The organism is Sphingomonas morindae (assembly GCF_023822065.1).
Taxonomy (GTDB): domain Bacteria; phylum Pseudomonadota; class Alphaproteobacteria; order Sphingomonadales; family Sphingomonadaceae; genus Solisphingomonas; species Solisphingomonas morindae.
Genome location: NZ_CP084930.1, coordinates 1,177,085 through 1,193,753, shown reverse-complemented (window position 1 = coordinate 1,193,753; position 16,669 = coordinate 1,177,085). Strand labels below are relative to the sequence as shown.

Below are 16,669 nucleotides of genomic sequence, written 5' to 3'. Positions count from 1 at the left end.
TCAGAACGCCTTCTTCACGGTGACGAACCACTGACGCGGCGCGCCGGCCAGCAGCGTCTGATTGTCTCCGCTGGCGGTGAAGCCGTTGGAGCCGACGGTGGCGATATATTTCTTGTCGGTGAGGTTGGTGACGCTGGCGATGAGGCTCAGCCCGTTCAACGCCCCGCCCTCGCGGAAGGTATAGCCGATGCTGGCATCCACCAGCACCCGGTCCGGCACCGACTGGTCGTTGAGATAGGTGAAGAAGCGCTTGGACATATAGTCCGCGCCGATGCGTGCCATGAAGCGATTGTCATCATACACGATCTCGCCCTTCACCATGTGCTTGGGCGTATCCACCGTGGTCTTGCCCTTGGTGGGCACGACGGTGGCGGCGTTGATGTCGTCGCGATAGGTGGAGTTGGTGTAGGAATAGCTGGCGAACAGCGAGAGCGGTGGCAGGATGCGGTAATTGGCCGTCAGCTCGGCGCCATAGGTGCGCACGCTGCCGACATTGTAGAGCGTCGACACTTTGCCGAGAATGCCCACGCCATTGGCGAAGGCGAGCAGGCGGTTCGTGAAATCGACATAATAGCCGACCGCCGATCCCTGGAAGCGGCCGTTGCGATAGCGCACGCCGCCTTCCACCGTCTTGGACCGCTCGGGCTTGAGATCGCCGCGAATACCGTCGAAGCCGGTCTGGCTGGTGGCGAAGGGGCCCGAGGTGGCGGAACTGACAAAGGCCCGCATATTCTCAGTATAGTCGGCGAACAGCTCGGCCTGGGGGGTGAGCCGGAAGACGAGGCCGGCCTGGGGCTGGAACCAGTCCTTGGCCTTGATCTGCCCCGAAGCCAGGCCACCCTGGACGAGCATATTGGCCTGGTTGACGACCTTTACGCCCTTCCAGCCGCCGTTCAGCGTCAGCCGGTCATCGAACAGCTTCAGCGTGTCTTCCACATGATATTGGTAGGTAGTGGTGTTGTACTGACCATACCAGGACGTGAAATACGGATTTTCCTGGAAGCTCAGCGTGGCCCGGGTCGGCGTGTCGCCATCGCCCATGCCGTAGAGGCGGCGCGCCTGGCGGAAGCTGTTCGCCTCGAGCCAGCCGCCGGCCTGCAGCGTGTTCGGCCCCGTCTCCAGCGTCAGCGCGCTGATCACGCCGCCGCGATGGATCGAATATTCGGTGGTACGGAAGCTCATCGGCCCCGGATTGGCGATGGTGGTGCCGTCCTGCCCCAAAGCGCCCTGCGGCGTGGCCGAATAGGGCGTGATCCAGGAGCCCTGGCCCTTGTTGTTATGATAATAGCCGGTGGTCTTGAGGCTCAGCGCCGAGGTGAGATGCTGGTCCAGCGTCAAGCCGGTCAGCCAGTCGCGGCGGAGGCCGCCGGCGTCATAATAGGCATCGTCGACGGTGCCGAAGCCGGCCGGGAAGGTCGTGCCCGCGCCCGGCCAGGGCAGGGGCTTGCCCGCCGCCGCCGCGGTCTGGTTCTGATAGGCCTTGGCGATCTGGTTGGCGAGGGCATATTGGCCGGTGAGGTTATCGTCGCGCAGGCCGCGCCGCGCGATGATGTCGTAGCTGAGATCCTGATAGTCGGTCTCGCGCCGGTCCGAGAAGTTGACGAAGGCGGTGATGCTGCCGGCGTCGCCCAGATCCTTCATCAGCTTGGCGTTCGCCTGGTGCTGGCGCTGCGGGCCGGCGCCCTTCCACTTGTCGGCATGGAGATAGGCGTAGCTGATATAGCCCTTCAGGCCGCCGCCGAGATCGCCGCTGTCGAGGCGGACATAGGCGCGGCCGGTGGTGTCGGCGCCATAGGTGCCCGAGACCGAGATGCCGGACTTGTCGCTCGGCATCAGCGAGTGGAACTGGATGGTGCCGCCGAGATTGCTGGTGGACGCCGTGCCCAGCGCGCCCGCGCCCTGCGCCACTTCGGTGGAGGCGACATTTTCGGAGATGATCGCGCGGCTGATATGGAGGCCGTTGACATTGCCGTAGCTCATGTCGCCGAGCGGCACATCGTCGAGCGTGAAGCCGAGCTGGTTCTGGTTGAAGCCGCGCAGCGAGATGCGCACCGCCCATTCATAGGCGCCGAACGGATCGGCCGCTTGGAAATTGACGCCGGGCAGCTTCTCGATCGCCTTGAGCGGGCTGGTGCCGGGCACGAGCCGCGCGATATCCGCCTGCGACACGGACTGGACCTGGCGGCTGCGGCCGAAGCCGAGCACCACGATCTCCGAGTCGGCGGTGTCGGCGGCCGGCGCGACATCGGTGGCGGCAGGCGCCGTATCGGCGGCGGGCACCGTGTCCGTGGCGGGCACGGCATCGGCGCCCTTCGTCCCGGCATAAGCCTGGGTGGTCGCCACCAGCGCCACGGCGGTGGTAAGAAGATAGAAACCCCTGTGCATATATTCCCCCAAAGTCGTGACAGACCCCGGGGCGCGCTGTGCCGTTTCGGCGTTGCAACGATGTGACCATCTCAAGACGCTTTTGTGAGCGTCTGCGGTGATGCCGCGGCGCAACAGGCGGGGCGCTGAGGCGTTGTTGCCGCGATGGAGATGCCGATGACGATGCTGCGCTGGATGGATGCTGGGATGGCCTGGTGGCGGCTGGCCTGGACGATGACCGAAACCAGCGTCGCGGCGCAGAGCGTGATCGGTGCGCGGCTGGCGATGATGGGCGCCGGCCTTGCCGATCCGTCGCGGCTCAACCAGCGCGAAATGCTGCTGATGGGCAGCGAGAAGCTGGATGCCTTCACGCGCGGCGGCCTCGCCGCCTGGGCCGCGATGGGACGCACCTACTCGCACGAAAGCATGACCATGCTCGATCTGGTCGAGCAGGGTCTGGCGAGCCAGGCGGCCTGGTGGCGGCCCGTCCACAAGACGGCGACCGCCAATGCCCGGCGTCTCGCCGCGCGCTAGGCCCGGAGCAGCGGCGTGCCGGCGCGCAGGGTCATGCCCTCGCGCAGCGCGGGATCGAGCGTGAGCCCCGGCGGCGCGAGCACCAGTATGGTCGAGCCATGTTCGAACCAGCCCATCTCGGCGCCGGCCGCGAGCGGCTGATCGCACGCGACATGGCGCGGACCGCCGACGCGCAGCAGATCCCGCGTATCGAGGAAGGTGAGCCGGATGCCGGCGACGAGAATGGCGGCGACCGGCACCAGCAGCAGCGTCGGCCCGGCGGCGAGCCGCGCCTCGATCACGGCGCGCTCGTTGCGGCAGAAGAGCCGCTCCACGCGCTTCAACGCGATCGGGTTCACATTCCAGCAGTCGCCCGAGATATAGGTGACGCCGGTGACGCGGAGATCCGCCGGGGCGTGGAAGCGATGGTACATGGCGGCGGTGAGCCGCAGCGTCGCATAGCTGCCCCCGGCGACCAGCGCCCGCTGCCGCGGATCGGGCACCAGCTCCGCCAGATCATAGGGGAAGCCCTTGATCTGATAGAGCCGATCCGCCTCGATCCGGCCATGCGCGCCAAGGATCGCATCGCACGGGCTGGCGATCACCCCCGGCGCGCGCGGATAGGGGCGGGCGCCCGGCCGCAGCGCGCGGGTAAAGGCCGCGCGCAGACTGGCATAGCGCGGCGCGGCGGCGTCGCTGAGATCGGCGCCTGAGAAAAAGCGCCACAGGGCGATCGCCGGCCGGCTGACCAGCGGATGCTCGATCCGCGCCAGCCGGCCCACAAGCTGCGTGGCGAACCGGCGCGGCAGGCGGTTGGTCAGCAGGAAGTTGAGATCCTCCTGCAGCAGGATGCGCAGCAGCTGTCGGCGAAGTGTCATGCGCGCGTCACCTCTTTGCGGTGGAAGAGGCCATGGCTACGCTCTCCACTGCCCTGCTCGCGGGCGCCGCCGGTGCCGGCGCGCTCGCCACCGCCGCCAAGGCGCGCACCCGCCTCGCTCTGTCGCGCGCCAAACATCCGTCGCTCGCCGGCCATGTCCGCATGGCCAAGCGCATCGCCGGCCAGATCCCCTTCTACGCCTATGACGAGGCGACCGTCTTCGCCGCCGATGGCGCGCCCGAGGCGATCGCGGCGCAGCGCCGCGCCGGCTTCGAGCGGCTCGCCGCCCTCTATGCCGCGCGCTTTCCGATCACGCTGGCGCGCACCGCCGAGGCGCGCCAGAGCCTGTCCGACCTGCAATTCACCAGCCGCTACCGCGTGCCCTTCCAATTCTCGCCGCTGGTGCGCGCGAAGCTGGGGATGGGCGCCTTTCTGGAGCGGTCCGACGGGCCGTGGCTCACCGATCTCGACGGCAATCGCCTGATCGACTGCACGGGCAGCTATGGCGTCAATCTGCTCGGCCACGAAGCGTACAAGGCCTGCATCGCCGAGGCGGTGGCGGAGGCGGCGCCGCTGGGCGCCGTGCTGGGCGCCTATCATCCCGTGCTGCTCTCCGTTCTGCCCCGCCTGAAGGCGCTGACGGGGATGGAGGAATTCTCGTTCCACATGTCCGGGACGGAAGCCGTGATGCAGGCGGTGCGGCTGGCGCGCTACCATAGCGGACGCCGCCGGGTGGTGCGCTTCTGCGGCGCCTATAATGGCTGGTGGGGCGATGTGCAGCCGGGCATCGGCAATCCGGTGCCGGCGGACCATACGCTGACGCTGGCCGACCAGTCGGAACGCACGCTGGCGGTGCTGGCGCGGCGCCGCGATATCGCCTGCGTCATCGTCAATCCGCTGCAGGCGCTGCACCCCAATCGCGGCGCGCCGGGCGACAATATGCTGATCGACAGCAGCCGCGCCGCCGGCGTCGAGCGCGAGGCCTATGGCGCGTGGCTGCGGCGCCTCGCCGAGACCTGCCGCCGCAACAAGATCGTCTTCATCCTCGACGAGATCTTCACCGGCTTCCGCCTCGCGCCCGGCGGCGCCGCCGAATATTTCGGCGTGACGCCCGATCTCCTGACTTTGGGCAAGACGCTGGGGGGCGGCCTGCCGGTGGGCGTGCTGGCCGGACGCGCCGCGCTGATGCGCCGCTTCCGCGAGGACCGGCCCGCCGATATCTGCTTCGCGCGCGGTACCTTCAACGCGCACCCCTATGTGATGGCGGCGATGGCGGCCTTTCTGCGCCGGCTGAAAACGGCGGAGGTCAAGGCGCTCTACCAGGATATGGACAGGCGCTGGGCCGATCGCGCCGAGGCGCTCAACGCCCGGCTCGCGGCGGCCGGCGTGCCGGTGCGGATCGCCGCGCTCGTCACCATCTGGAGCGTGCTCTACACACAGCCCTCGCGCTACAATTGGATGCTGCAATATTATCTCCGCGCGGAGGGGCTGGCGCTGAGCTGGGTGGGCACCGGCCGGCTGATCTTCAGCCTCGATATCGACGATGCGCTGTTCGAGGAAATCGCGCGCCGCTTCACCGCCGCCTGCGTGGCGATGCAGGCCGATGGCTGGTGGTGGCAGGCGCCGGGCGTCACCAACACGATGCTGCGCCGGCAGGTGCTGCGCGAAACGATCCGCGCCCGGCTGGGCCGCTGAGCGGCGACCGGGCCGAGGGCGCGGCGCGGCCTCGGCCCTCTGCCGGCTAGCCGCGCCGCGTCGATCAGGCGGCGAGCTGATCGCCCGCGCGCCGCCCCTTCACCAGCTGCGCGGGCGCGCTGCGATAGAGGCGGAAATCGTTGAAGGGATCGGTGACGATCTTGACCGCCCAGACCAGCCCCGTCTCGAAATCGCGCGCCACCGTGAGCTGCGCGACACGCAGCGCGATGGCGAGCAGGCCGAGCATCAGCCAGGCGATGCCGACATGGCGGAGATAGCCCTCGAAATCGTGCGGCGCCTGGATCATGCCGAACAGATCCGGCTGGAGCCACAGCAGCAGCGGCGCCGCGCCCCAGGCCCCCATCAGCACATATTTGCGGGCCAGGTTGTAGCCGACCTTTACCTCTTCCTTATAGGCGTGGCTGACCTGGTTCTTCTCGTCGAAGCCCTTCGGCTCGAAGAAGAAATGCCCGGCCTGTCGGCTCGTCATCGCCACCCCCCAGGCCAGCAGGCTGGCCAGGGCCGGATCGGTGAACAGCAGCACATAGGCGATCAGGAAGGTGCAGGCGCTGACGAAGTGCAGGCTCTGGTTGAGCAGGCTCTGGTGGTAGAAGCGGTGGTCGTCCCAGCGCTGTTCGGCGAGCTGGGCGCGAAATCCCGCTTGGCCGCTCTCGGCGGCGAAGTGCAGGCGGCGCATCAGGCGATCCCTTTGGGTGTGGCGAGCTTGGTGAAGCGGACGAGCGAGAAATGGCCGAGCGGCGGCAGCGGGCGCCGCTCGATGAGGCGGACATCGGGCCGGGTAAGCGCCCATTCGGTGTAAAGTTCGAACGGGAAATCGGTGCGGAAGCCGAGCCGGCTGGTGACCGGCATCAGCCCCTTCTCGATGGCCTTGCGCAGCCCCTTTTCGGCACCGACGCGGGTGGTGATGACGATTTCGCCGCCGGTACGGCAGACGCGCGCGAATTCATCGAGCGCGCGGCGCGGATGCGGCACCGCCGAGACGACATATTGCGCGACGACGACATCGAACGCCTCGTCGGGGAAATCGAGCGCCTCCGCGTCACCGACGCGAATCGCCTCGACATTGCGCAGCCTTAGCCGCGCGACCCGGGCGCGGGCCTTGTCGAGCATGGGCTCGGATATGTCGACGCCGGTGAGCCGGCTGGAGGCGGCATAATCGGGCAGCGAGATGCCCGTGCCGACGCCCACTTCCAGGATGCGGCCACCCACCTGCTCCGCCGCGCGGATGGCGGCCGATCGGCCGCGCCGAAATACTGGACCGAAAACAAAGTCATACACTGGTGCCCACCGCCCATAAGCCTGGGCGACACTGGCGGTGCTCATCGATAAGGCCATGACCATCCCGTCTCACGAAGGGCGCGGTACATCAGCGCCAGTGCCAATCTCTTACAGTTGCATGTTTCACTTTCGAGACAGGCATAGGTCGAAAGCGGCTGTAAGCATAACGTCATCGACTATTCACCGAACCATCGCGGTTTACGTCTATGCAGAAGCCGGGCTGGGGCGGAGTCGCCGGCCCCATGCCTTGGGGAGCGGACATGGCATCCTTGCCCAACCTGCCGATCGTCGCGCGTGCGCCGGGGGCGCCGCCCGCGCGCACCAGCCGACGCAGTCCCGTCCTGCCGAGCTGGATGACCGAGGGCGGCGAGGGCGATGCGCCCGCCGACGGCCGCCAGCGCTACCGCACCGTCTGGATTTCCGACGTGCATCTCGGCACCGCCGGCTGCAACGCCGAGATGCTGCTCGAATTCCTCAAGTCGATGGAATGCGAGACGCTGTATCTGGTGGGCGACATCATCGATGGCTGGCAGCTGCGCAAGGGCTGGTTCTGGCCCGCCGCGCACAATGATGTGGTGCGCTGCGTCCTGAAAATGGCCAAGCACGGCACGCGCGTCGTCTATGTGCCCGGCAATCACGATGAAGTGCTGCGCGATTTCATCGGCCTGCATTTCGGCGACGTCGAGCTTGTGCCCGAGGACATCCACGTCACCGCCGATGGGCGCCGGCTGCTGGTGCTGCATGGCGACCAGTTCGACAGCGTGGTTCTCTATGCGCGCTGGCTCGCCTTTCTGGGTGACTCCGCCTACACGCTGCTCCTCAAGAGCAATGGCGCGGTCAACTGGGTGCGCCGCCGGCTGGGCCTGCCCTATTGGTCGCTCGCGGCGCATATGAAGAAGCGCGTGAAGAACGCGGTCCAGTTCATCTCGCGCTATGAGGAAGTCGTCGCCCAGGCCGCCGCCGAACGGCGGGTGGACGGCGTGGTGTGCGGGCACATCCATTCCGCCGAGATCCGCCAGTTCGGGGACGTCACCTATTATAATGACGGCGACTGGGTGGAGAGCTGCACCGCGCTGGTCGAAGAGGCCGATGGCCGCATGATGATCGTCGACTGGGCGGAGGAGCGCCGCAAGGAGGCGCTGACGCACCGGTCCACGCCGCGCATCGTGGCACAGGGCGAATTCGCCCCGGCGTGAGGATCGCGCTGATCAGCGATGCCTGGGCGCCCCAGGTCAATGGCGTTGTGCGTACCCTCACCACCACGGTGGCGCAGTTGCGGGCCCGCGGCATGGCCGTGGAGACCATCACCCCGGACCAGTTTCCCGGCGTGCCCTGTCCGACCTATCCGGAGATCCGGCTCGCCATCCGGCCGGGCCGCGCGCTGGCCGAGCGGCTTGCCGGCTTCCGCCCCGATGCCGTGCACATCGCCACCGAAGGCCCGCTCGGCTGGGCGGCGCGGCGCTGGTGCCTGTTGCACGACCAACCCTTCACCACCAGCTTCCATACGCGCTTTCCCGATTATCTGGCCTTGCGGACGCGCCTGCCGAGCGACTGGTTCTGGCCGCCGGTGCGCCGCTTCCACGCGCCCGCCGAGCGCGTCTTCGTCGCCAGCGCGGCGCTGGCGGAGGAGCTGGCTAAGCGCGGCCTGAGCCGCACGCATCGCTGGTCGCGCGGGGTGGACAATAGCGTGTTCAGCCCGGACGGTCCCTGGCCGGAGGGGCTGGCGGATCTGCCCCGGCCGCTGCTCCTCTATGTCGGGCGCGTCGCGGTGGAGAAGAATATCGCCGCCTTTCTGGCGCTGGATCGCCCGGGGACGAAGATCGTGGTGGGGGACGGGCCGGCGCGCCCGACGCTGGCGCAGCGTTTTCCCGAGGCGCGCTTCATGGGGGCGCTGCGCGGCGCGGCGCTGGCCGCCATGTACCGCGCCGCGGACCTGCTCGTCTTCCCCAGCCTTACCGATACGTTCGGGCTGGTGATGGCCGAAGCCATGGCCTGTGGCACGCCGGTTGCCGCCTTTCCCGTCGCCGGCCCGCTGGAAGTGGTTGACCCCGGCGTGACCGGCATCCTCCACGCCGATCTCGACCAAGCGATCGAGCAGGCGCTCCAACTGGACCGCAGCGCCGTAGCACACGCCGCCAAGCGCTTCGACTGGGTACGCTGCACCGATCAGTTCGTCGCCGGCTTGGCGGTTCGATCCGAGGTGTCGGGTATGGCGCAAGGAAATCACGTGCGACGTGCCTGAGCCAAAATAATATTGCATTCCCATGACGCGCGGCTATTCTCCGGCTCGGAGGGGATGACCCCGGGGCGGAACCGTCTGGGAGTTGTCGATGGAACAAATCGCCGCGCCATGCCGGTCCGACCCGGCGCCCTGCCGCCGCACCGGCCTGTTCATCGCCAAGGCCGGGGCCTTCGCGCTGCACGATGCCGCCGGCCGCGATCTCTGGCTGGAACTGGATCCGGTGCCGCTGCACCTGATGGACCAGCAGGTCGAGATTACCGGCGATCTTTATGGGGCGGATCATGTCTGGGTGCGCGCCATCGGCCCCTGCGGCTGATCGTCCGCGCGCGCCTGGGCCGACGCGGCCGTGCGGCCCGCCACAGTCAACGCGCGCATAGCCGGGGGCCGTCGGGCTAAGGGGCGCCCCGATGTCCATCGCATGCTTACGCGCCGCCGGCCCCGAGCCGCCGTCCCGCCGCGCGCAGTGCCGGCGATTCACCAACCATCTCCTGGAGATGGCGCTTGACGAGGCCGCGGATGCGGGAGAGTCTCCAAAAAACGCTGCACAGAAAAGGGGAGGTGAATGGCGCGGGCGGACTCGGCTTTGGTTTCGAGACCGCCGGGCGCGCCGGTGCGTGCGCCCGCGACCGCTCGCCGGCGGGGGCCGCCCGCGCCTCGCCCGGCGGCGTGACGCCGGACACCGCGCGCGCCGCCGCCGATGTGCAACCGCTACCGCATGGGCGCCAAGGAAGCCGAGCTGCTGTCGCGCTACGGCATCATCAGCCCCTATCCCGTTGACGAAAGCTATCCGCCCGACGAGCTTTTCCCGAAAAAACGCGCCTTCGTCGTGCGCGCCGAGCAGGGCGCGCGCCGGCTGGACGCGATGCGCTGGGGCTTTCCGCACATGGTGACGGGCGCTTCGGGCAAGCGGATCGAGAAGCCCGTCACCAATGTCCGCAACTATGCCTCGCCCTTCTGGCGATCGGCGTTGCAGAACCCGGCGCGGCGCTGCCTCGTGCCCTTCACCAGCTTCAGCGAATATGGCCCCGGTCCGGTCGGCCAACGCCCGCTCCACTGGTTCAGCGTGCCGTCGCGGCCGATCGTCAGCTTCGCGGGGGTGTGGCGGCCGGCGGAAGGCGGCGCGGTCTTCGCCTTCCTCACCACCGAGCCCAACAGCCTGGTCGCGCCCATCCACCCCAAGGCGATGCCGGTGCTGCTCCACGACGAGGACGAGGCGCGCTGGCTCAGCGCCCCGCTCGAGGAGGCGCTGACGCTCGCCGCGCCCTTCCCGGCGCAGCTGATGGCGCTGGCCTGATCGGCCCCGATCCCGGCTTACGGCGTCCGCGCGCCGTCGCTTAGTGGAAGAAGAAGTCGGCGCTGGTGAGCGCGGCCTCCGAAATGCCCCTGAGCAGGATGGTGTCGTGCGGGCTGAGCGTGATCAGCGTATCGCCACCGGCGGCGGCGATATGGCCCTGGAGCGCTTCCGGGCTGGTGATGCCTGCCGCGCGCAGATCCAGCACATCATGGTTCGGCGCATCGCCGGCCAGAAATCCCGCGATCGTCACCTTGCCGAGCGTCTCGCCGAAGACGAAGGTGCCGGCGCCGAGCGGCGAGCCGACGACCAGCGTGTCGGGATTGATCGCCTTGGTGACGCCGGCGGCATAGATGGTGACGCGGTCGGACTCGGGGGTGATGAACTCGCGGTCCGTCACCATGTCGCCCGACCAATGTTCGATCATGCGACGCGGAGGCGTGTCGTTGAGGCCGTCCCATTGGGTGGTGATGACGGTCTTGCCCTGCGTGTCGCCGACGATCGAGACGATCGGCCGGCCGAACGCGTCGCTCTGGTCGACGGTGAAGCCGCCCTGATGATCGTGCGTCTCGGTGAACACGGCGCCGCTCGCGGCGCGGCGGACCTGGCCGGTGACGAAGCCGGTCGCGTCATAGGTGACGGTCTTCTCGTTGCCGGCGCCGTCATAATCGTCGATCGTGCGGCTGCCATCGGCGAAGAAGCTCTGCTCCTCGAACACATAGCCATGGCCGGGCTGATAGAGATCGCGGACGTGCGATCCGGTGACGCTGTTGCGCACATCCTCGCTGATCAGCGTGCCCGCCGCGTCATAGCTGTCGATGATGCTTTGCGCGCCGTCGCTGCGATACAGGATATGCGATCCGTCCGGCGCATAGCTCTCGGTGCGGTCGGCGCTCTGATCGAGGATCAGCGTGCCGTTCGCGGCATAGCGCTGCATCGAGACGAGATGGCCGCTCGCGTCGTAGGACGAGACCTGGTGGACATAGGCCTGGCCGGTGATGCCGTACAGATCGTCGGAGATCGAGCCGTCCGGGTGCCGCACCAGCGTCTCCAGGTCGTGGCCCGAGGCATCGTAGCGCGTGGTGGTGACGGTGCCGTCGAAATCGGCGAAGCGCTGGCTCTCCAGCCGGCCCTCCGCGTCGTAGACGAACTCGAAATGCTGGGTGCCGGTGGGATCGTCGGTCGGAAAATCGGGGTTGGGCGGCGAATAGGCGCGATCGAACCGGACGATGACGCTGTCGTCGGGGCCGACGCTGAGCACGGGCTGGCTTTGCAGCAAGGAGGGCAGCGGCGTGCCCCCATCCGTCTCGAAATAGGCGACCTCCGTCTGGACGATCCCGCCATGCGGAGTGCCGATGATCAGCGTGGAATCGCTGATCGACACATCGGGAGCGATATCGCTCCGGATGTCGGTCGCGAGGATGGCGAAGCCGCCATTGTCGAGCAGCTGCCGCTGCTGGATGACATTGTCGTAGAAGGTATAGGGGCCGAGAATGCCGAGCTGGCCGCCGGTGGCGCCATTGCTGTCATAGTGGCGCACGACCGTGGTCACGACGTCGAACGGGCTGAAGGGATCGCGCGAATCATAGGAGACGACGAAGCCGCCATCCTTGAGGATCGTCACCTGACCGACATTGCCGTCATTGTCGGTATAGCCCGGATCGCTCACCAGGATCGGCGCGCCGATGGCATTGCCCTGCGCATCGAGCCGCTGGCCATAGAGCAGATAAGTGCCGTCGTCGGGCTGGTAGATGGTGTAGAGATCGAGCGAGGCGAGGCTTGGCATCGACGCTGCAGGCATGACGATCTCCCGATAAACCGCCGATTCGTAATCGTCCGATCGTCGGCTACATCTAGGTAACACCTTGGCTGTGCTTGGGAAAGACTTGGGAATGGTGGCGCCGCCCCGTGTCTTGCGGGCGATGTCCTTGGCGAACAGTTGCAAGCGACCACGCTTGTGCCTCCTCGCTGTCGCCCCGGACGGGTGCGGTGGCCGCCGGGCGCGCGGCCGGCTTTTCGCGCCCGCCCGCCCGATCTGGCACGCCCCGCCGACGCGCCGGATGCGGGAACCCGCCGCGCCTTCTAGCCTTTGAAAAAAGACAGGAGAGGCTGGATGCGGACCATAGCGGATATCGACCAGGAGGCGCGGGCCATGGCCTGTGCGCTACGCGGGGAGCCGGCAGCCTCCGCTACCGCGCTCGCCTTCGCCATGGCGGGCCGCCGCGCGGGGCGCCAGGATCTGTGGCAGGCCGGCGTCGCCGCCGCCGTGCTGCTGTGCGCCTCCGCCCCGGACGCCTAGCGCGAAGCGCATCGACCCGGGCGCGGGCGTGTTTCCTCGAGGCGATGAGGCGAAGGCGCGCGGACGAGCGCCGACGGTTCATCGATGACAGCGCCCGCTTCGATGAGCCCCGCTATCGCCTCTATGGCCTGATCGACGGGGTGGCCCATTGCCTCGCCGCCGTCGATCGCAACGGCCGGGTTCGCGCGATCAGCCTCCGCCGAGCGCACGCCAGGGAGATGCGCCGCTATGGCCTCTGAGAAGCCCCCCGTCTTCGACGACGACAACCCCGAGTGGACCGAGGAGGATTTCGCCCGCTCGCGGCCCGCCGCCGAGCTGCCCGAGCCTATTCTCGCCGCTTTCCCAAAGACGGCCAAGCCGATCGGCCGGCCGCCGGGCTCCGACAAGGAGCGGATCACGATCCGCATCGACAAGGACACGCTCGCCCGCTTCCGGGCAACGGGGCCGGGCTGGCAGGGACGCATCAACGCGGCGCTGAGAAAAATATCGGTGTAGAGCCATCGGAGGAAGGTCCGCCCTCTTGGCGCCCAGCCCTGATGATCTGATCCCCGGAAGCGTGCTCATCGGCCCGACAGGACCTTCCGCACACCCCTTCCCAACTGGAAACGCCCCGGCGCGGTGAATGGTGGAAGGGGCTGGATTCGAACCAGCGTACGTCAGAGACGGGCAGATTTACAGTCTGCTGCCTTTAACCACTCGGCCACCCTTCCAGCGTCGCGCGCCGGGGCGAGGCGGCTCTGTGGCGAAAGAGGTCTTGCCTGTCAACGCGGCAACGTAGAAAAGCGCGCGGATCATGCGCAAAGGCCATCGCCCCTCCGTCTCCGCCTCCGGTCGTGTCCGTCTCTGGGGACGCCACGCCGTGACGGCGGCACTCGCCAACCCCGAACGGACGCTCCGCAAGCTCTGGGCCACGCGCGAGGCGGCCGCCGCGCTCGCGCTCGCGCCCTCGCTGCTGCCGGTCAGCTACGCCGATGTCGCCGATCTCGGCCGGCTGGTGCCGCCCGACGCGCCGCACCAGGGGCTGGTGCTGGAGGTGGATCCGCTGCCCGATCGCTGGCTCGCCGATCTGTTCGAGACGGCGGCGGACCCGGCCGATCGGCGGCCGATCGTCGTGCTCGATCAGGTCACCGATCCGCACAATGTCGGCGCGGTGCTGCGCTCGGCGGCGGCGTTCGACGGGCTCGGCATCGTCACCCAGGATCGCCACGCGCCGCCGGAATCGGGCGCGCTCGCCCGCGCCGCCTCGGGCGCGCTGGAGAATGTGCCCTGGATCCGGGTGGTGAACCTCGCCCGCGCGCTCGATGAGATGGCGGAGGCCGGCTATTGGCGCATCGGCCTGACCGGCCATGCCAAGGCCATGCTGGGCGAGGCGATGGTGCCGGGCAAGCAGGCGCTCGTGCTGGGCGCCGAAGGCGAGGGGATGCGCCAGAATACCGAGGCGCATTGCGACATCCTCGCCAAGCTGCCGATCAGCCCGCGCGTGGAGAGCCTGAACATCTCCAACGCCGCGGCGATCGCGCTGTACGCGACGGCGACCCGGCCGGCGCCGCCGCGCGACTGATCATTCCTCCGGCGCGATCGTCACGCGCATCCCGTCGAGACTCTCGTCGAAGGGCAGCTGGCAGGAGAGGCGGCTGGCGGCGGTGCGGTGATCGGAACTGTCGAGCAGATCGCTCTCGTCCGCGCTGATCGGCGGCAGCCGGTCGGCATAGGCTTCGTCGACATAGACATGGCAGGTGGCGCAGGAACAGCAGCCGCCGCACAGGGCGAGCAGCTCGTCGATGCCGTGATCGCGGATCACCTCCATCACGCTCAGCCCGGTCTGGCCGTCGACACTGCTCTCCTCGCCTTCGCGGGTGACGATGATAAGCTTCGGCATGACTATCCTTTGGATGACGTTCCGGTCGCCCGGGGCTATGCGGAAAGCGCGCGCGGCGCACAAGCGGGGAACGTGGAGCGGCATGGGGCTGAGCATCGAACAGCTGGAAGCGGCCATGGCGGAGCTGGCGGCGCGCGAGCCCGGCATCGCCGCGCGGGTCGCGGCGATCGGCGTGCCGCCGCCCCGCATCCAGGCGCGCGGCTATGGCACCTTGTTGCGCACCATCATCGGCCAGCAGGTGAGCGTCGCCTCGGCGCGCGCGGTGCATGGCCGGCTGGCGGCGGCGCTGGGCAGTGTGGACGATCCGCGCGCGCTGCTCGCCGCCTCGGACGAGACGCTGCGCGCCGCCGGGCTGTCGCGGCAGAAGGCGGGCTATGCGCGCAGCCTGGCCGGACTGGTGGCGGAGGGCACGCTGGATCTCGCCGCGCTCCCCGAGGAGGATGAGGCGGCGATCGCGGCGCTGACGCGGATCAAGGGGATCGGGCGCTGGTCGGCCGAAATCTATCTGCTCTTCGCCGAGGGGCGGCCGGACATCTGGCCGGCGGGCGATCTCGCCGTGCAGATCGAGACGGGCCGGCTTCTGGGCCTGGCCGAGCGCCCGAGCGAGAAGGCCGTGCGCGCGCTCGCCGAAGCCTGGCGGCCGCACCGGGGCGCCGCCGCCATCTTCGCCTGGCACAGCTATATGACGAGTGCCGCGCGCGCCGCGCTGCCGATCTGAGCGCGGCCGTCAAAGCGCGGCGGTGAGCACCGCGCGGACGCCGCTATGGCCGGGATCGATGCTCAGCTCGCCATGCAGGCTCTTGGCCATGGCGCCGATGACGCGCGTGCCGATGCCGGTGCCGCGCGGCGTCGCGCCCGGCGCCATGCCGCAGCCATCATCCTCCACCACGAGGCGGAAATGCGCCTCGCCCTCGCGCAGCAGCGCGATCCGCACCTCGCCGCCGCTGCCGCCCGCATAGGCATATTTGCAGGCATTGCTGACAAGCTCGTTGACGATAACCCCGAGCGACACGGCGCGATCGGTGGTCATGCGGATCGGATCGCTCGCCAGCTTCAGCTGGCGCGGCGCGCTTGGCGTCGACCAGGTCTGTTCCAGCTCCTCCACCAGCGCGTGGAGATAATCGTCCATCGCCACCATATCGAGCGCGCTGCCCGTGTAGAGCCGGCGATGCACCTTGGCGATCGCCTCGATCCGGCGCTGGGTATCGGTCAGCGCCTCCTTGGCGGCCTGATCGGTGAGCGCGGCCGATTGCAGATGGACGAAGGCCGAGACCAGCTGCAGCGAATTGGCGACGCGGTGATTCACTTCCCGGAGCAGCGTCTCGAGCCGCGCATTGCTCTCGCGCAGCTCGGCCTCGGCCACCGCCTTGGCGAGGGACAGAGCGCGCCGGTCGATCGCCTGGCTGAGCGCGGTGTCGAGCAGGTCGAAGAAATCCTCGCCCAGCGTCTTCACCACATAATCGTCGGCGCCCGCCTTGAGCGCGGCGACCGCGACACGGCTCTCCTCCGAGCCGGTGACATAGACGACGGGGGCGGGCTCCGGCTGGGCGCGCAGCGCCTCCAGCGTCGCAACGCCGTCCATGCCCGGCATGTAATGATCGACCGTGATCGCGTCGTACCGCTCGGCCGCCGCCATCGCGACGCCGGTGGCGCCGTCGGTGGCGATGTCGACCCGATAGCCGCGCCGCGCCAGGCTGCGCGTCGCCAGCCGGCACAGGCCGGCGTCATCGTCGATATAGAGGATCCGCCGTTCGGCGCTCATGCCTCGGGCTCGACCTCCGGCACCTGGATGACCGACAGGAACAGGCCGAGCTGGCGGATCGCCACGGCGAAATTCTCGTAGTCCACCGGCTTGGTGATGTAGACATTGGCGCCGAGATCGTAGCAGCGCTGGATCTCGACCTTGTCGTCGGTGGTGGTGAGGACGATCACCGGCGTGCGCTTGAGCGGATTGCCCTCGGCCTTGATGCGCGCGAGAATATCGGTGCCCGACATGTCGGGCAGGTTGAGATCGAGCAGCACCAGCGCCGGACCGTTGAGCGCGGGGCCGTCGGGCGCGGTGTAGAGATAGTCGAGCGCGCTGGTGCCATCGGTGAAGTGACGGATGCCGTTGGAGATGCCGGCGCGCCGGATATTCTTCTCGATGAGGCGGGCATGGCCTTCATCGTCCTCAATCATGACGATGTTGACCGGCTGTTGGGCGTTCACAA

19 protein-coding genes and 1 tRNA gene are annotated in these 16,669 nt (G+C 68.4%); 11 read left to right on the top strand and 9 right to left on the bottom strand.

Annotated features, from left to right (window positions below; translation table 11 throughout):
• Positions 1-2,385, bottom strand: a complete 2,385-nt coding sequence (locus LHA26_RS05805) for a TonB-dependent receptor (RefSeq protein WP_252167786.1) — start codon at positions 2,383-2,385, stop codon at positions 1-3.
• Between the two features lie 156 nt (positions 2,386-2,541).
• On the opposite strand from LHA26_RS05805, the gene LHA26_RS05800 reads away from it, so the two are divergent.
• Complete coding sequence (locus LHA26_RS05800; protein WP_252167785.1) at positions 2,542-2,898, top strand: hypothetical protein; 357 nt, start codon at positions 2,542-2,544, stop codon at positions 2,896-2,898.
• Here the strand turns inward: LHA26_RS05800 and asd are convergent.
• A complete protein-coding gene (gene asd, locus LHA26_RS05795) occupies positions 2,895-3,755 on the bottom strand; it encodes an archaetidylserine decarboxylase (RefSeq protein ID WP_252167784.1) in 861 nt (286 codons plus the stop codon). The two genes, LHA26_RS05800 and asd, sit on opposite strands and share 4 nt — an antisense overlap.
• A gap of 32 nt (positions 3,756-3,787) precedes the next feature.
• Here asd and LHA26_RS05790 point away from each other — a divergent pair, with 32 nt between their 5' ends.
• Positions 3,788-5,449, top strand: coding sequence for an aminotransferase class III-fold pyridoxal phosphate-dependent enzyme (locus tag LHA26_RS05790; protein ID WP_252167783.1), 1,662 nt, complete (start codon positions 3,788-3,790; stop codon positions 5,447-5,449).
• A gap of 64 nt (positions 5,450-5,513) precedes the next feature.
• Here the strand turns inward: LHA26_RS05790 and LHA26_RS05785 are convergent, their stop codons facing one another.
• Entirely contained in the window at positions 5,514-6,146 is a 633-nt protein-coding gene (locus LHA26_RS05785; RefSeq protein WP_252167782.1) for a hypothetical protein, read from the bottom strand.
• Positions 6,146-6,793, bottom strand: a complete 648-nt coding sequence (locus LHA26_RS05780) for a class I SAM-dependent methyltransferase (protein ID WP_252167781.1) — start codon at positions 6,791-6,793, stop codon at positions 6,146-6,148. Before LHA26_RS05780 ends, LHA26_RS05785 begins: the two co-directional genes overlap by 1 nt.
• Positions 6,794-7,008: 215 nt before the next feature.
• Between LHA26_RS05780 and LHA26_RS05775 the strand changes: the two genes are divergently transcribed.
• The 4 genes from LHA26_RS05775 to LHA26_RS05760 all read left to right on the top strand — a co-directional run bounded on the left by LHA26_RS05775 (position 7,009) and on the right by LHA26_RS05760 (position 10,284).
• Complete coding sequence (locus LHA26_RS05775) at positions 7,009-7,944, top strand: UDP-2,3-diacylglucosamine diphosphatase (RefSeq protein WP_437441235.1); 936 nt, start codon at positions 7,009-7,011, stop codon at positions 7,942-7,944.
• Positions 7,941-8,990, top strand: coding sequence for a glycosyltransferase family 4 protein (locus LHA26_RS05770; protein ID WP_252167780.1), 1,050 nt, complete (start codon positions 7,941-7,943; stop codon positions 8,988-8,990). Before LHA26_RS05775 ends, LHA26_RS05770 begins: the two co-directional genes overlap by 4 nt.
• 88 nt (positions 8,991-9,078) lie before the next feature.
• Entirely contained in the window at positions 9,079-9,306 is a 228-nt protein-coding gene (locus LHA26_RS05765; protein ID WP_252167779.1) for a DUF5818 domain-containing protein, read from the top strand.
• Between the two features lie 381 nt (positions 9,307-9,687).
• The gene (locus LHA26_RS05760) at positions 9,688-10,284 is read left to right on the top strand and encodes an SOS response-associated peptidase (RefSeq protein WP_252167778.1); all 597 of its coding nucleotides are present in this window, start codon (positions 9,688-9,690) and stop codon (positions 10,282-10,284) included.
• A 40-nt stretch (positions 10,285-10,324) separates the two neighbouring features.
• On the opposite strand, the gene LHA26_RS05755 is transcribed toward LHA26_RS05760, so the two are convergent.
• A complete protein-coding gene (locus LHA26_RS05755) occupies positions 10,325-12,082 on the bottom strand; it encodes a hypothetical protein (RefSeq protein WP_252167777.1) in 1,758 nt (585 codons plus the stop codon).
• A 312-nt stretch (positions 12,083-12,394) separates the two neighbouring features.
• On the opposite strand from LHA26_RS05755, the gene LHA26_RS05750 reads away from it, so the two are divergent.
• The 3 genes from LHA26_RS05750 to LHA26_RS05740 are packed head-to-tail and all read left to right on the top strand — an operon-like array spanning position 12,395 to position 13,075.
• Positions 12,395-12,580 (top strand): hypothetical protein, encoded by a 186-nt coding sequence (locus LHA26_RS05750; RefSeq protein WP_252167776.1) that lies wholly within the window; start codon positions 12,395-12,397, stop codon positions 12,578-12,580.
• 44 nt (positions 12,581-12,624) lie between these two features.
• A complete protein-coding gene (locus LHA26_RS05745) occupies positions 12,625-12,819 on the top strand; it encodes a BrnT family toxin (protein ID WP_252167775.1) in 195 nt (64 codons plus the stop codon).
• Positions 12,809-13,075, top strand: a complete 267-nt coding sequence (locus LHA26_RS05740; RefSeq protein ID WP_252167774.1) for a BrnA antitoxin family protein — start codon at positions 12,809-12,811, stop codon at positions 13,073-13,075. The genes LHA26_RS05745 and LHA26_RS05740 overlap by 11 nt, the downstream gene beginning before the upstream one ends.
• 128 nt (positions 13,076-13,203) lie before the next feature.
• Here the strand turns inward: LHA26_RS05740 and LHA26_RS05735 are convergent.
• A tRNA-Tyr gene (locus tag LHA26_RS05735) sits at positions 13,204-13,290 on the bottom strand.
• Positions 13,291-13,373: 83 nt separating this feature from the next.
• On the opposite strand from LHA26_RS05735, the gene LHA26_RS05730 reads away from it, so the two are divergent.
• A complete protein-coding gene (locus tag LHA26_RS05730; RefSeq protein ID WP_252167773.1) occupies positions 13,374-14,141 on the top strand; it encodes a TrmH family RNA methyltransferase in 768 nt (255 codons plus the stop codon).
• Here LHA26_RS05730 and LHA26_RS05725 read toward each other — a convergent pair whose 3' ends face one another.
• On the bottom strand, positions 14,142-14,459 hold the full coding sequence (locus LHA26_RS05725; RefSeq protein WP_252167772.1) for a 2Fe-2S iron-sulfur cluster-binding protein: 318 nt from the start codon (positions 14,457-14,459) through the stop codon (positions 14,142-14,144).
• 82 nt (positions 14,460-14,541) lie between these two features.
• On the opposite strand from LHA26_RS05725, the gene LHA26_RS05720 reads away from it, so the two are divergent.
• Positions 14,542-15,177 carry a DNA-3-methyladenine glycosylase family protein gene (locus tag LHA26_RS05720; protein WP_252167771.1) on the top strand — a complete coding sequence of 212 codons (636 nt, stop codon included), beginning with the start codon at positions 14,542-14,544 and terminating at the stop codon, positions 15,175-15,177.
• 9 nt (positions 15,178-15,186) lie between these two features.
• Here LHA26_RS05720 and LHA26_RS05715 read toward each other — a convergent pair whose 3' ends face one another.
• On the bottom strand, positions 15,187-16,221 hold the full coding sequence (locus tag LHA26_RS05715) for a sensor histidine kinase (protein ID WP_252167770.1): 1,035 nt from the start codon (positions 16,219-16,221) through the stop codon (positions 15,187-15,189).
• Positions 16,218-16,667, bottom strand: a complete 450-nt coding sequence (locus LHA26_RS05710; RefSeq protein WP_302898041.1) for a response regulator — start codon at positions 16,665-16,667, stop codon at positions 16,218-16,220. Before LHA26_RS05710 ends, LHA26_RS05715 begins: the two co-directional genes overlap by 4 nt.
• Between the last annotated feature and the right edge of the window lie 2 nt (positions 16,668-16,669).